This window comes from Paenibacillus hexagrammi, assembly GCF_021513275.1.
Taxonomy (GTDB): Bacteria; Bacillota; Bacilli; order Paenibacillales; family NBRC-103111; genus Paenibacillus_E; species Paenibacillus_E hexagrammi.
The window spans coordinates 5,433,896-5,449,049 of sequence record NZ_CP090978.1 but is presented as its reverse complement, the minus strand read 5'-3'; the positions used below and the strand labels follow the sequence as shown (position 1 = coordinate 5,449,049).

Annotated in this window: 10 protein-coding genes and 1 pseudogene; 9 read left to right on the top strand and 2 right to left on the bottom strand. The window is 47.8% G+C overall.

Translation table 11 applies throughout. The features are described 5' to 3' along the window. Positions 1 to 384 precede the first annotated feature (384 nt). The 7 genes from L0M14_RS24770 to L0M14_RS24740 all read left to right on the top strand — a co-directional run bounded on the left by L0M14_RS24770 (position 385) and on the right by L0M14_RS24740 (position 10,758). Entirely contained in the window at positions 385 to 1,269 is an 885-nt protein-coding gene (locus L0M14_RS24770; protein ID WP_235119110.1) for a carbohydrate ABC transporter permease, read from the top strand. Beyond that, a complete protein-coding gene (locus L0M14_RS24765; protein ID WP_235119109.1) occupies positions 1,269 to 2,111 on the top strand; it encodes a carbohydrate ABC transporter permease in 843 nt (280 codons plus the stop codon). Before L0M14_RS24770 ends, L0M14_RS24765 begins: the two co-directional genes overlap by 1 nt. A 114-nt stretch (positions 2,112 to 2,225) precedes the next feature. Beyond that, positions 2,226 to 3,509: an ABC transporter substrate-binding protein gene (locus tag L0M14_RS24760; protein ID WP_235119108.1), complete on the top strand. Its 1,284-nt coding sequence runs from the start codon at positions 2,226 to 2,228 to the stop codon at positions 3,507 to 3,509. A 138-nt stretch (positions 3,510 to 3,647) separates the two neighbouring features. Further along, positions 3,648 to 9,152 (top strand): alpha-amylase family glycosyl hydrolase, encoded by a 5,505-nt coding sequence (locus tag L0M14_RS24755; RefSeq protein WP_235119107.1) that lies wholly within the window; start codon positions 3,648 to 3,650, stop codon positions 9,150 to 9,152. Further along, complete coding sequence (locus tag L0M14_RS24750; RefSeq protein WP_235119106.1) at positions 9,146 to 9,643, top strand: S-layer homology domain-containing protein; 498 nt, start codon at positions 9,146 to 9,148, stop codon at positions 9,641 to 9,643. Before L0M14_RS24755 ends, L0M14_RS24750 begins: the two co-directional genes overlap by 7 nt. A gap of 191 nt (positions 9,644 to 9,834) precedes the next feature. Further along, positions 9,835 to 10,302 (top strand): thioredoxin-dependent thiol peroxidase, encoded by a 468-nt coding sequence (gene bcp, locus L0M14_RS24745; RefSeq protein ID WP_235119105.1) that lies wholly within the window; start codon positions 9,835 to 9,837, stop codon positions 10,300 to 10,302. A 69-nt stretch (positions 10,303 to 10,371) separates the two neighbouring features. Beyond that, on the top strand, positions 10,372 to 10,758 hold the full coding sequence (locus L0M14_RS24740; protein ID WP_235119104.1) for a VOC family protein: 387 nt from the start codon (positions 10,372 to 10,374) through the stop codon (positions 10,756 to 10,758). 199 nt (positions 10,759 to 10,957) lie between these two features. On the opposite strand, the gene L0M14_RS24735 is transcribed toward L0M14_RS24740, so the two are convergent. Both L0M14_RS24735 and L0M14_RS24730 read right to left on the bottom strand, forming a co-directional pair. Beyond that, positions 10,958 to 12,175 (bottom strand): methyl-accepting chemotaxis protein, encoded by a 1,218-nt coding sequence (locus L0M14_RS24735; RefSeq protein ID WP_235119103.1) that lies wholly within the window; start codon positions 12,173 to 12,175, stop codon positions 10,958 to 10,960. Positions 12,176 to 12,225: 50 nt separating this feature from the next. Next, on the bottom strand, positions 12,226 to 12,474 hold the full coding sequence (locus L0M14_RS24730; protein WP_235119102.1) for a hypothetical protein: 249 nt from the start codon (positions 12,472 to 12,474) through the stop codon (positions 12,226 to 12,228). Between the two features lie 173 nt (positions 12,475 to 12,647). Between L0M14_RS24730 and L0M14_RS24725 the strand changes: the two genes are divergently transcribed. Both L0M14_RS24725 and L0M14_RS24720 read left to right on the top strand, forming a co-directional pair. Continuing rightward, on the top strand, positions 12,648 to 14,063 hold the full coding sequence (locus L0M14_RS24725) for a polysaccharide deacetylase family protein (protein ID WP_235119101.1): 1,416 nt from the start codon (positions 12,648 to 12,650) through the stop codon (positions 14,061 to 14,063). Between the two features lie 105 nt (positions 14,064 to 14,168). Next, a pseudogene (locus L0M14_RS24720) lies at positions 14,169 to 15,147 on the top strand (AAA family ATPase). Positions 15,148 to 15,154 lie beyond the last annotated feature (7 nt).

Sequence of the window (15,154 nt, the reverse complement as noted above, 5' to 3'; positions counted from 1 at the left end):
CTCATAGGGTATAAAGGGAATACGCATGTAACTATTTAGGCTATCAACACATGCGTGTTCTTTGTTGACTTGTGATTGATATAGTGCAATAAAATACACCTAACATATCAATATTGACGGTGGTAAGATATGGGCCAAAGCGTACAATAGAGATATCCAAGTTGATAAACACCTCGTTCATAGGTTGTGAACAAACGGTTATTTAGGAAATGTAAGCGCAGACAAAACGGAAGAGTGAGTAGGATTTTTTTGAAGTGCTATTCAAACGTTTGCGCGAAGGTCCTAAATTTTTATTTGACTCACAATACAAACGTTTGCACTATGCGAGATTAGCGGGTTTACAACTGACAACTGAACTGAAACATCGGAGAATGGAGGAGCAACATGCATAGCAGAAGGAAGGGCAGCGAATGGCTGCAGCAGATTGTGTTTACCGGACCCGGGCAGCTGTTCTTTTTTGTCATCGTCCTGGTGCCGTTTTTACTAGGCTTTTACTACTCGTTCACGGATTGGAACGGATTGGATTTAGATAAAGCCAATTGGACGGGATTGTCCAACATTCAGAAGATTATGACCGACGATAAACTCTGGGCGTCACTGTGGTTTACGATCCGTTTCGCGGTCGTTACGGTCATTACTGTGAACGTGTTGGCGTTCCTGTTAGCGGTTCTGCTGGTGCAGCCGCTTAAGACAAGAAAAGCGCTTCGTACGGTGTTCTTCATGCCCAATGTAATTGGAGGCATTCTGCTCGGCTTTATCTGGCAGTTTATTTTCACCAAGGGCTTCAACACCGTAGGGGAATTAACGAACATTCCATTCTTTCAGCTTCCTTGGCTGGGAACGGATACGACAGCATTCTGGGGGATCGTCATTGTATTCGTTTGGCAAACCGCCGGTTACATGATGGTCATCTATATCGCAGCGTTAGCGGGCTTGCCCAAGGATTTACTTGAAGCAGCGCGCATCGATGGAGCCGGTTACTGGGATTTGCTCAAGAGCGTGATGATTCCACTGATCATGCCTGCGATCACGATCTGCTTATTCTTGACAATCTCAAACGCATTCAAGACCTTCGATCTCAACCTATCCTTGACAAAGGGCGGTCCTGGGACATCTACGCAATCGCTTGCATACAACATCTACGCTGAAGCTTTAAATAACAATCGATACGGACTTGGTACGGCCAAGGCGATGCTGTTCTTCTTCTGCGTATCCCTCATTACGATCACACAAGTGTGGATCACCAAGCGCAAGGAGGTAGAAGCATAATGGAGCGCGCTCTTGAAAAGTACACAGGGAAGTTGTTCATCTTTGAAATTATTTCCATCATTCTGGGATTGATGTTTCTGGCTCCTTTCTACTTTGTTTTGGTGAACTCGGTAAAAACGCTCGGAGAGATTTTAACGGATGCTGCTTCGCTGCCGGCTATCTTTCACTGGGGCAATTACTCGAAGGTTTGGGACATCATCAATTTTCCGAAAATTTTGTTTAACTCCTTTCAAATTACGGTTATCAGTGTCATAGGCATTGTGCTGATCAGCTCAATGACAGCGTACCGCTTGGTTCGCAGACCTACGATATATAACAAAATTTTGTTCAATGTCTTTATCGCATCGATGATCATCCCATTTCAATCCGTCATGCTTCAGTTGGTTCGAGTGACCAGTATTTTGGAGCTCCGGGGAAATTTATTCGGTATCGTCTCTTGTTACTTAGGCTTTGGCTTGGCGCTGTCGGTATTCCTCTTTCATGGCTTTATCAAGACAGTACCGATGGAAATTGAGGAAGCGGCAGTCGTGGACGGCTGCACGCCATTCGGGGTATTTTTCAGAATCGTGTTCCCGCTGCTTCGCCCGATCATGGTTACCGTCACCATGCTGAATTGCTTGTGGATTTGGAATGACTATCTGCTGCCTGTACTCGTTATCGGTAGTAACAAAGAGCTTCTTACGATTCCACTGGCGATCACCAAGTTTTTCGGTCAATACACCAAACAGTGGGATATGGCGCTTGCGGGTCTTGCCATTGGCGTAACGCCGATTATCGTATTCTTCCTGTTCTTGCAAAAGTACATCGTGGAAGGCATCACAGCAGGCTCCATCAAAGGTTAATGAGTAGACTTAAGCACCGGTATCCCAGGTTCATACCCTGAACCTAGTTATACATATTTCAATTATAAATATTGGGAGGTTCTTACAAATGAAAAAAGCTTCACAACGATTGCTTTGGCTTCATCTCTAGCTGTATTTGCGGCAGGCTGCGGAAGCAGCACAAACAATACGGCCACTCAAAGCACTGCTCCTGCACCAACAGCGGCAGCTGAGAAAGCAGCAGCTACAGAACCGGCTAAGAAAAAAGACGTTTCCATTAAAGTGTTCCAATTTAAAGTAGAAATCGCAGATGCACTTAACAAAATGGCGCAAGAGTATGAAAAAGAAACGGGCGTCCATGTTGATATCGAGACTCACGGCGGTGGAGAAGACTACGGCGCTTTGTTAAAAGCTGAGTTTGCTTCTGGCTCCGAGCCGGAAATCTACAACAACGGAGGATATGCTGCGCTTAAGCCTTACATGGACCGCGCTGTTGATCTTAGCAACGAGCCTTGGGCCAAAGACCTGATTGATTCTGCTAAGCTTCCTACGACAGTGGATGGCAAACTGTACGGTATGCCAATGAACACAGAAGGTTACGGACTGATTTACAATAAAGATTTGTTCGCTAAAGCTGGTATCACAGAAACTCCTAAAACGCTTTCCCAATTGACAGATGCTGTGAAAAAACTGCAAGCTGCAGGAATCACTCCATTTGAGACAACAAATGAATGGTGGTCACTCGGTATCCACTTGGTGAACGTTGCTTTCGCCAACCAAGATAACCCTGCGCAATTCATTGAAGACCTGAAAGCCGGCAAAACAACGATCAAAGGCAACAAACAGTTCGAAGATTGGGCGAACGTTGTAGATTTAATCTTCAAAAACGCTCAGAAAAACATGCTGACTACTGATTATGCTACTCAAGTTGCTGATTTCGCAGCTGGTAAAGCAGCTATGATGCAGCAAGGGAACTGGGTACAAGGCGATATCGACAAAGTGAATGCGAAGCTGAACCTTGGCGTACTTCCACTGCCAATCAACGATAAAGAAGGTAAAGTATACATCGGCGTACCTAACAACTGGATCGTGAACAGTAAGTCCGCTCATCCGGATGAAGCGAAGAAGTTCCTGAACTGGATGGTTGCTTCCGAGACGGGTAAGAAGTACCTGACTCAAGAGTTCAAGTTCATGCCTGCTGAGAAGAACATTCCAGCAACACCAGAGCAAATCGGTCAAATCGCAGCAGCAACACAAGCTCAAGCGGCAACAGCACTTGGCTGGCATTGGGACCGTTTCGCAGACGGTACAACTCAAGGCTTCGGTGCAGCCATGCAAGAGTACCAAGGCGGCAAAATCAACAAAGATCAATTGCTTGAAAAATTGGATAAAGCCGTACAAGACATTGTGAAAAAATAATGCTCATCGAGTAACTGTTTTCCCTGAACCCGGTGGTTCAGGGAAAACATGTTTATTCTTTTTAACAGGCATATGCAAACGCTTTCTCTAAATAGTATGGAGCTAGCTGCAAGTTATTTTAGGAGGGGACATTTGGGAATGACAAAAAGTAAAAGCAAGCAGCATCGACGTGTCTGGTCTCTTGTTACCGCTTTACTGTTGGTGGTTCAGCTTCTTGCCGGTCTACGCCCATTAGCTGCATATGCGGCCGATGGTCCGGTAGCGGATCCGCTGACGAGCCAGCCTGGTGGAACGAACTGGGTTGTAGTAGGGAGCTTCCAAGGTTGGAGTAATAATTCTGCTGATACCAGGATGGCTTATTTAGGTACAGGTTTTTATGAGTACTCTACAGTTTTGCCTGCTGGGCACCATGAATTCAAAATGGTAAAATCAGGGACCTGGGAGGGGTTTAGTGATTCTGGAGGAAATTACGGACTCGATCTCGCTGAGACAAGCAAAGTTAACTTTTACTTGAACGAAAAAACCAATCAGGCAAGAATTAGTGTGCCTGGCGTACACGGGCTGAGCCAGTATATTCCGGCGCTAAGCGCTGATAAATGGCCTCGGCTTGTAGGAGATATTCAAAGCGTCTTTGGCGAGCCCGTCTGGTCGCCGGATAGCTCCAATCAGTATTTTGTAGATTATAACTTCGATGGTACGGTGTATAAGCTGCAGTGCTCGCTACCGATAGGTAAATATAAAGCAAAGGTTATATTCGGGTCTAATTGGACTGATAGTGAGAGCTACGGGGATCCCAATAATACTTCCGATGATCAGAATCTGGTAGTTAACGTGCTCGATCCGGCTGATGTTACGTTCAGCATTGATTACAGCGCCTCTCCGAGAGCGCTTACTCATGACTATGTAGCCAAAGATTCCGCGTTTGACGGACTCATTAATCAAAGCAGTATTAAGTTTGACAGCAGGTCTATCACATACAAGAAACCTTTCGGTGCTATTAAGCAAGGTCAAGAGGATTTGACGCTTCGAATTGCTGCGCAGCAAGGCGATGTGCAGCTGGCCAAAGTCGAACTGACTAGTCCGGACGGCATTTCCAGCAATTTTACGATGAATCGAGTGACTTCAACGAATCAGTTGGATTACTTCGAAACCATTCTGCCGAAAACTGCTTTTTCCAAAATCGGCGTTTGGGGTTACAAGTTTATTTTGATTGACGGCAGTACCAAAGTGGAATATGGCGATGACAGCTCTAGAGGCGGAACAGGAAGTGTAACCAACGAAGGCGCTGTACCTTTCGATCTGACAGTTTACGATTCTAGCTTCCAGACACCGGATTGGATGAAAAATGCAGTCGTGTATCAAATTTTTCCTGACCGCTTCTTTGATGGGGATAAATCCAATAACCGTGCCAAGCTGCTGGACGGCTATCGCGGTGTGATTCCGAACGGCGATGCGACAAGCAAGGGCGGGCAGAAGCTTCAATATTTTGACGGCGGGGTTCCTAATGATCCTGCTGCAGATCAAGTATGGGGTCAGTGGTCTGATGTGCCTGAGAATCCGGATCGAATCACACCGGAGAACAAGCCGTACTTCCCAAATGCGAAGTCGGACGGAGCGTGGACGAATGAGTTCTACGGAGGGGATATTCAAGGGGTTCAACAGAAGCTTTCCTATCTGAAATCTCTCGGTATCACGACGATTTACCTGAACCCGGTCTCATGGGCGGCGTCTAACCACAAATATGATGCTACCGACTATGGTCATCTAGACCCGATGTTCGGCGAACCGGTGTACAATACGCCTGGCGATCCGACTTCCGGACTGAATTACACGGAAACCCGAGCCAAGTCGGACCGCGTTTATCAGTTGTTCGCGAAGGAAGCCCGCGATCTGGGGATGCATATTTTGAACGACGGCGTGTTTAACCATGTTGGTGATGATTCCATTTATTTTGACCGTTACAGCAAATATCCGGAGATTGGTGCGTATGAGTATTGGGCAAAAGTCTTCGATATGATGAAGGCGCAAAATATTACACAATCCGATGCAGAAACAGCGGTACGTGCAGATTTTGAAAGCCAAATGAATCCCCTTACCGGTGTAAACTACAAGTACCCAGATGATTTCAGGTATATCAGCTGGTTTACGGTAACTTCTAATAAAGTTAAAAATCATGACGATGACGGACTGCACTACGCTTACGATGCATGGTGGGGCTATGATTCGCTTCCTGCCATGGACGCGAAAGAGCCTCAACTATCCGCAACGGACTATTATCCGGCTGATACAGACTCCATTCCGGGACAGCATGAGTGGAACAATATTGGTTACAGAGAAGCGGTAATCGGACACGATCTCAATGGACTGACCGATCCGCAGGCTGAGCAAAAGATGCAGGAAACCAATTCGCAGAGATGGCTCTGGATGGGCTCCAGCGGCTGGCGCTTGGACGTTGCTCCTGATGTCTCCCACGGCACCTGGCAGCAGTTCCGCAAGGCGGTGAAATCAGCTACAGGACGTACGGACGCGAACGGTAATCCGATCGAAGAACCGGTTATTCTTGGTGAGGAGTGGGGCGTGGCAACGCCGTACTTGCTCGGAGATCAATTCGACTCGGTTATGAACTATCGTTTCCGTAATGCGGTACAGGGCTTTATCAGCAGCGGCGATGCTGCAACGATGAATCAGGCACTCGAATCCATTCGTGAGGATTATCCAAAAGAAGCATGGCAAGCCATGCTGAACCTGGTGGATTCACATGACACTACGCGTTCCATTACCAAATATGATCACACGGATTGGGAAGAAGAGCACAAGGCCATTGCCCCGGATGCTACGGATAAAGCACTGAAGCAGCAGGCGCTAACTGCCATTATGCAGCTTGGCTATCCTGGAGCACCAACGGTGTATTATGGCGATGAAGTGGGTCTGACTGGTACGAAGGATCCGGATTCCAGACGTACCTTCCCTTGGGAGCGGATTGCTGATAATGGGAATGGTACCTTTAGCGGAGCTGGTCGATATGCCGAGCTGTTCGGTACTTATCAGAAAGCTGCTGAGCTTCGCAATAACAACGACGTATTCCGTACAGGCGATTTGAAAGTAGCTTACGCAAATGGCGATGTGGTTGTTTATGCACGCAAAAGCGATACGAAAGGTGCGCTGGTTGCAGTAAACCGCGGGGCTAATGCACAGACGGTTCAAGCTGATGTTGCAGGCTTCCTTCCTGACGGTCTGAATCTCACCGATCAACTGGGTGGAGTGGCAACTGGCACGGTAACAAGCGGTAAAGTTTCTCTTACCATTCCTGCGCTTTCCGGTATGATGATGCTTTCCGACACTTCTCTTTCCTCAGTAGCGCAAGTGACGAATTTACATGCGCAAGGAAATAACGGCAATGTATCTGTAAGCTGGGACACTGTAACAGGAGCAGATAGCTACCACGTTTATCGCGCAGCGATCGAAGGCGGGGACCTTCAATTGGTTGGTGATGTAACCGGTACTAGCTGGACAGATGTCAACGTACAAAATGGAACGAAGTATTACTACACCGTAACTGCACGATTAGGAGCTAACGAAAGCACGCCATGTGATATGGCTGCGGCTACACCGGCGTTCGTGATTACGTCCGTACAAACCGTTCAGGAAGCTACGTATATGGATGTGGGTGTAGGCAGACTGACTTCTGAAATTAAGGTAAGCGTGAATGTTCCAGGCTTGACCGATAATGCCGCTTATGCAGGTGTAGAAGCTCCGGGACTCATCACGAAGCTGTTCTACTACCCTAGCACGAGCACCATTGATCAGGCTTCCGAAACCAAGCTGCGTTACAAATCGGATGACGCTGGCACAGGCTCCAAAATCTATTGGTCGCAATTTGAACCAACCTATGCAGGCACGTACTTGTATCAAGCCAAAGTTTCTTCCGACAATGGCGAGACCTATGTATCGTCTCCTACCGTAACCTTACAGGTTTATGCCGATTCTCATGATATGACACCTCCAGCGGCACCCGTGCTGAATGACATTCAGGTGGAATCCAACCTGGCTCATTTAAGATGGTCCCTGGATGATACCGATGTATCAGGTATTGAAGTTTATCGGAAAGACGGAACGAACGATTATCATTTAGTCACAACATTAGCAAAGACCGATCGTGAGTATGTGGATTACACCGTAAGCAATGATACGGCATACACGTACAAAGTCGTTGCTTTTGATCAAGCATATAACCGTGCAAGCTCTGCTGAAAAGCAAGTCACACCTAAGCTCGTTATGGTTGACGTGAAGCTGAGACTGCATCTGCCGGATTATACGCCGACTACCGATGGAATCTTTATCGCAGGTGATTTTAACGGTTGGAGTGCAAGCTCCACAGCGCTTAAAGTACCTAGCGGAGCTACGGACCGCAGTGTGGTTGAGTACAGCTTTAAAATGATGGCAGGCAAAGCGATTCAGTACAAATACACGCGGGGCGATTGGGATAAAGAGGCGTTCACTAGCCACCAGCGACTTGCTAACGACACCGTGGATCCGGGTAACTGGGCGTACAGCTCCACGAACACGAACATGATGCTGACCATTTCCAATCAAGGAGATAATCAAATGGTCGTCGATGATTACGTGCTTCGTTGGGTCGATATGCCGATGATGATATCCTTGCCGCGTACCTCTTACGGCTCGGACATTAGCTACACCACAGACGAAAGCAGCATGAATTTGAAAGCCGTTGTGCCGTTTGGCGTAGCCTTTACGATCAACAATCAACCGATTGCTGCAGAAAGCATGGACGCACACGGTAATGTAGAAGTGAACAATATTCCGCTTAACTTTGGTGAGAATCAGTTTGTCCTTCATATCGAACCTACGGCGGAAACATTGGCGCTTCCATTCTATGAAGATAAAGGCCGTGCCAGCCAGGCCACCAAGTCGCTGACGATTAACGTAACGCGTACTGGAGAGTCGGGCGGCAAGAAGCATAATGGTTCAGGCTCATCAGGTTCTTCTTCGACTACGGACAGCAATAAGCAATCCGTTACACTCGATCAAATGAAGCCGAATGATAAAGGACGCGCTACTGTTTCTTTGGGCGCAGGCATGAAGGAACTGCGTCTGCCGATTCAAGCAAGCTCAGCAGCCGGCACGAGTGCCGTTGAGGTGAAAGGCGAGACCGTCTCCGTTACGCTGCCATCCGATGTATTGAAAGCAGCTTCCGATCTGCTCACATCTGAGGAGCAGGATGGAGCGGAAATCTCCTTGAGCGTCAACAAGCTGGATGATACGGCAAAGCAAGAAGCGAAGAAGAGTGCAGTACTGCCTAAGCAGACGGATATCAGCTTTGCAGGCGATGTGTATGACTTTACACTTTCTGTGGTTACGAAAGACGGCAAGACCATGACCCTGTCCAAATTCTCTAAACCAGTGACATTGACATTCCATGTTAATGCCGATGCTGATGCGCAAATGACAGGCGTTTATTACATCAGCGACTCCGGGCAGCTTGAGTATATCGGAGGAGCTTGGAGCAATGGTGAATTGGCTGCAGATGTGACGCATTTCAGCCGTTATGCCGCATTAGAGTACCATAAGACATATGCCGATGTACCGGCTAACCACTGGGCTTCAAAGCCGTTAGCGTGCTAAGTGCGAAGCATATCATTGATGGAGTCAGCGACACGGACTTTGCGCCAAGTCAATCTGTGACACGCGCCCAATTCGCAGCGATGATCGTTCGTGCCTTCGACCTTCATGCAGCCAAGACAGCCGCGTTTACGGATGTAAACAGCAGCGACTGGTTTGCTGATGCAGTGGCAGCGGCTGCCGAGAACGGAATTGTTAACGGCACCTCCGACAATACCTTCTCGCCGAACGAACAAATCACGCGTGAGCAGATGACAGCGATGATCGTTCGCGCTTATCAAGCGAAGTATGGTAAAGCGGCAAGCAGCTCCGCGAACCAGCACTCCGCCTTTAACGACGCTTCCTCAATCAGCGCATGGGCGGCTGATGACGTAACGATCGCAGTATCGCTTGGTCTTCTGCAAGGTCGCGACGGCAACCTGTTCGCGCCACAGGACCAAACGACACGCGCAGAAAGCGCGCAAGTGCTCTATAATGTAATCTCAAAGCAGTAATAACGAAGGTCTGTATAATTGAAAATGGCTGGTTGATCAGGTTGATTCCTGACCGACCGGCCATTTTTTCATAGATGAAATGGTAGGAGGGAAGAGGGGCTCCGCGGAAGCCAATCACTCGCTATTTGCAGCAAGAAGTCCAATGCCGCATAATGGTACTATGCATTTTCCGCAGAGAAGGAGTACTGAACATGACGCAATCAGCAAGACCCGCAGCCCCTGACTTCACCCTTGCAGCATCCAATGGGAAAGAAGTTTCCCTTCACGATTATAGAGGCAAGAAGCTGGTCATTTACTTTTACCCGAAGGACAACACACCGACTTGCACGACGGAGTCTTGTGACTTTCGGGATTTCAATGGGAAGTTTGCTGAATACGGCGCCGAAGTTATGGGAATAAGTCCGGATGATTTGAAAGCTCACGACAAATTCATAGCCAAGCACGAGCTTCCATTCCTGCTATTATCCGATCCTGAGCATCATGTGGCCGGGAGATACGGCGTCTGGGCGCTAAAGAAGCTCTATGGTCGCGAATACATGGGCATTGTCCGCTCTACCTTTCTTATTGATGAAGAAGGTAGAATTGCAGCTGAATGGCGCAACGTACGGGTGAAGAACCACGTGCAAACCGTATTGGGTGCTGTCAAATCATTGTCATAAGCTTCTGGAAGAATACATATTTGCATAGGAATGTAGAGGCCAAGAACGAAGCAAAAGGAGGCAGCTGCCATGCCATCACCAATTTCACCTAAAATAGCAGGTACGTTTATTCCGGTCCGTGATATAGAAAGAGCTCGTGATTGGTACTGCCGATTGTTCGGATTCCCATCGGATACGCCAATACTGTTCGGACATCTCTGTCCGCTGCCCGTAGAAGGTCCGGCGGTCATTCTGGATACGATGCCAATGTGGGGAGGCATGCAGCCGCAAGGCGCAGCACCCTATCAGGCTCCAGCCGTGATGTTCCCAACCAGCGATATAGAAGAAGCCTATCAGTATGTGAAGAATGCCGGAGTAGAGATCGTAACCGATATTCAGGATGGTCAGTGGTTTGTGTTTAAGGACCAGGATGGCAACCATTTAATGGTCGTGAAGGAAGGACCGGGAGGGTGCTAGCTTTGTTCGGATTCTAAGATTATTCATTCTAAATGTAACAAAGAAGAAAAGCTGCCTCCGCCATAAACGGATGCAGCTTTTATAATTTTGGGGCTTCTTGCATAGTACCTGCGTTAGCATCAAAGCCAGGGCTCCACTATGCGCGGGTATTTGACTACAAAAGCAAGTATAAGTTCGAAACACCTCGTAGTGGTTTATCTTATTGGATGACAGACCGCAACCCTTGCTCAGCATCCTTAATGCGATCCAGGTTCTTACGGTTATTTTGCAGCAGTGTCTGGAGCGTCGCAGAAAGCTCTTCAAGCGTAGCCGATGCTTCCTGACTGATAGAGGCCAGACTGTTCGTGGAATCCCCGATTGAGGCTGAGGAGCTGGTGATTCGCTCCATGAGCTCGCTATAACTGGTGGAGAGCTCCTTCAGCATAACAACAGAATCCGTAATGGATTCAAATGCCTGCTTCGTTTGACCGGTAATTTCATTGCTTTGTTGCATCCGCACAGCGACTTGCTCCATTCTCGTACGGGTCTGTCCAGAAAGGGAAGTGAACTCCTGCAGCTGCTCGGAAATACGAATGGCCGACTTGGCCGTCATATCAGCGAGCTTGCGGATCTCATTGGCTACAACGGCAAAGCCTTTGCCATGCTCGCCTGCACGGGCTGCTTCAATACTGGCGTTCAAGGATAAGAGATTCGTCTGGTTAGCAATGTCTTGAATGGTATCGCTGAATTGGCTGGTTTCATTCAAACGGTCGATCAGCAGGCTAGTGTCCTCGGATACGGCACCGATGTCTTGGGTGAAAATATCCAGCGTTTCAGAGAGTTTGTCCATTCTTTTCATTCCTTGCTCCGACAACTGAGCCGCTTCATTGGTTTGAGCAATCAGAGTATGGATCGATTTGGACATTTCTTGGATTAATTCATTCGTACTCTGGATGGAGTTGTTAATGGTCATTGTGGAATCAACCTGATCGGCGGCTCCGCTGGCAATATCCTGGAAAGCATTATTCATTTCGTCAAAAGAAATACTGTCCTCTTCGCCGGTTTGAGAGATTTGTCTCAAATGGTCCGTAATCGAGGTGACTTGGTTCTTAGCTTGTAAGCGCTGTTCCTCCTGTGCATGAAACAATTGCTCGGCTCTCGCTCTGGACTCTTCGATGTTCCTGATCATGTTGTTGGATACTTTCAGGGCACCAAGCATCAGGACGGAAATCAGAATGAAATAAATGATATAAGTCGGAGCGGAAGTTGCGTCCAAATGAAGAGCGGAATGCTGCGCCGTGATCATATAAATCGTTAATCCTAGCCCCCACACGGCGCTGATTAACCAAGGAATCATTTTCATAAAGATGAGGGCAAGGATCATAGCGTAATAGATACTGAACATATTGGTCGGGTCCGGATGTTGAATGATCTGCATCGATGTGCTAATCCCACTGGCTAAAACGGCGAAATAACAGAGCTGATGGATCATCCTTTTGGAAAATGCAGAATGCCGTACACAATCCATACGGCCGTTTCAATGATGTAGGTAAGACTGGTGGTTTGATCGAGTGAGCCGTTTAAGGAGAACAAGCTCATGTACATGAGCAGAACAGTTGCTGTAATTGCCAAAAACACGATAAAGTTTCTACGAATTGCATCTTGATCGCGTAAAGAGTATCGGGTATCACTACCGGAGGACGCTCCCTTCTTGATCAGTTCTGAGAAATTAGGCATTTCCATCGCCTTCCCTTTGTCGAATTTTGTCTAACTTTGTGAATTGAAATTCTACAGGCCCTAAATAATCTCCTTCTAAATACAATCTATGAAACAGACATACTCCCGCTGCTTCTCCCATATACTCTATCAGCAGGCCAAAATGATAGATCAGTAGCGGAGGGATATCGAACATGCACGCTCATTCAAGTAGTTGGAGAAGCAAATATCGGAAAAGTATCCAGATCTTAATGGCAGTCTTATTAGTAGTTTATTTGTGGTTCCCGGCAGGACCAGCTTACGCGGATGAGAGCGCGGAGGCTTCAAATGCGGCGATGAAGCAGCAGGAAGACGTCTACCAGCAGCTAAAGACAGGTAAGCGCGTAGAACAGCAGCAAGAATATACAGCTCCGGAACAGCCTACCGTGTATTTGACGTTTGACGACGGGCCCAGTAAGCTCACCGGGCAAGTGCTTGATATATTAAAAGAAAATGACATCAAAGCGACGTTTTTTGAGTTAGGGGAAGAGGCTAAGGCGTATCCTGATTTCGTTAAGAGGGTCGTGGACGAGGGACATACACTCGGCAATCATACTTATAATCATGTGTATAAGCAGCTTTACGGGGATTTCCAAACCTTCTGGGATCAAATTCAAACAAGCGAAGACATCTTTCAAGATGTAGCAGGAGTTCGGCCAAAGTTTGTAAGAGCACCGGGAGGGACGTATACGAACTTTGACGCGTTTTACTATTACTTTTTGAATCAGGCGGGTTATACGGTGGTAGATTGGAATGTAGACAGCGGAGATTCCAAGCGGCAGAATGTGCCGGTCAATGAAATTATTCATGAAGTGGAGCAAGCGCCGCTTAAACATGAAATTACAGTTCTTTTTCACGATGGAACGGGACACGAGGAGTCTGTGAAAGCGCTGCCGGAAGTGATCAGCTATTACAAAAAACACGGCTATGTATTTGCACCCTTAACAGCGAATGTAAAACCGGAGCAGTTTCATGTCGGTAAATCGAAATGGACTAGAAGCATGAGTGAAGCTCATTTCATGGACTTGCTCAAAGAAACACAGAATTATGTGCTTGCCCATACCCCCAAACCCGACCCCACCGAGCAGAATGCCATGCAAATGCTGCAGGAGCAATCGGAGGTGGCGCGAGAGGAATCTACTGAAGCGCTTGCCGGGCAGGAGGCAGCCGTGCCTCTTGAAATTTGGTTGGGGCAAGGGGAGTGTATGGTACTGGGGAACGATCAATATGAACTGGAGAACGGCCGGATTGAGCTGCCCATTCGTACGTTGATAGAGAAGCTGGGAGGACAAGTTGAATGGGAGGCGGATACAAGGACGGCCAAGATTCACTACGGGAAGAAAGACATGGAATACGATATTCCTTTAAAAACGATCCGTATCTATACCTGGGGGAAAGAAACGGGCCGTTATCCCTTAGCCGATATGAAGCTGGAAGATGGAGTTATTCAAGTGCCTCTTCGCAAGACAATAGAGCTCCTGGGCGGACAAATTACGGAAGCTGTGATGGATTCCAGGCAAAGAGAAGTCTCTTTGTCCTTTCGAAAAAGCTTTCTTTTTCCGAGAACATGATTCGATTGCTCCAAACTCTCTATTTGCGATGGGCTACTAGTGTCTAAAATGATAGACGACTGGAAATGCTAGAAGTTATAACCTATTAAAGGAGGCTTCTTGCCAATGCAGTCGAAAGCCCGAGCATTCGATCAGCCACAGCCTCTAGTGGAACGGATGATCATGAACGTAGAGAAAGTGCTGATTGGAAAGAGAGAAACGATAGAGCGCTCATTTGTTGCGATGATCAGCGGCGGACATGTGCTCTTAGAGGATGTGCCTGGCGTTGGGAAAACGATGCTGGCGCGCGCGCTGGCCATTACGATCGGTTGCGAATACAAGAGAATTCAATGCACGCCTGATTTGCTTCCGACAGATGTGACGGGAGTTTCCGTCTACAACGGCAAAACAGGGGATTTTGAGTTTCGTCCTGGTCCCATCATGACTCCTGTTGTCTTAGCGGACGAATGCAACCGTACCTCCCCGAAAACACAGGCTGCTTTTTTGGAAGCCATGGAGGAGAAGCGGGTTACGGTTGACGGAATAAGCCATGAGCTGCCGCAGCCCCTTTTTGCTGCTTGCCACACAGAATGCAGCTGACTATGAAGGGACCTATACACTGCCGGAAGCGCAATTGGACCGTTTTCTCATGAAGCTGAGCCTTGGATATCCGTCGCTTGAACATGAAATCCAGATGCTGGACCGATTGCAGGATCGTCAGCCTATTGACAAGCTGAGACCGGTCATCGTGCAGGACGAGTTCGTTCAGCTGCAGAGGGAAGCGCGGATGGTGCATGTCGATGAGACGTTGAAGGAATTCATTGTAAGGCTTGCTCTGGCAACCAGACAGCATCCAGATTTATATTTGGGTGTCAGCCCACGAGCTTCCTATGCTCTCATGCGCGCAGCTCAGTCTTTGGCTTATATGAGAGGCCGGAGCTTTATGATTCCGGATGACATTAAAGAGCTTGCGGCAGTTGTGTGGTCTCACCGATTGCAGGTAACGTCGGAAGCCCGAATGAACGGCAAATCAGCTGAGTCTGTCATGAATGCAATCCTGGCATCGGCTCAAACGCCTGTGCTTCGTTACGCTTCTTCGAAGTAGGTGGTTG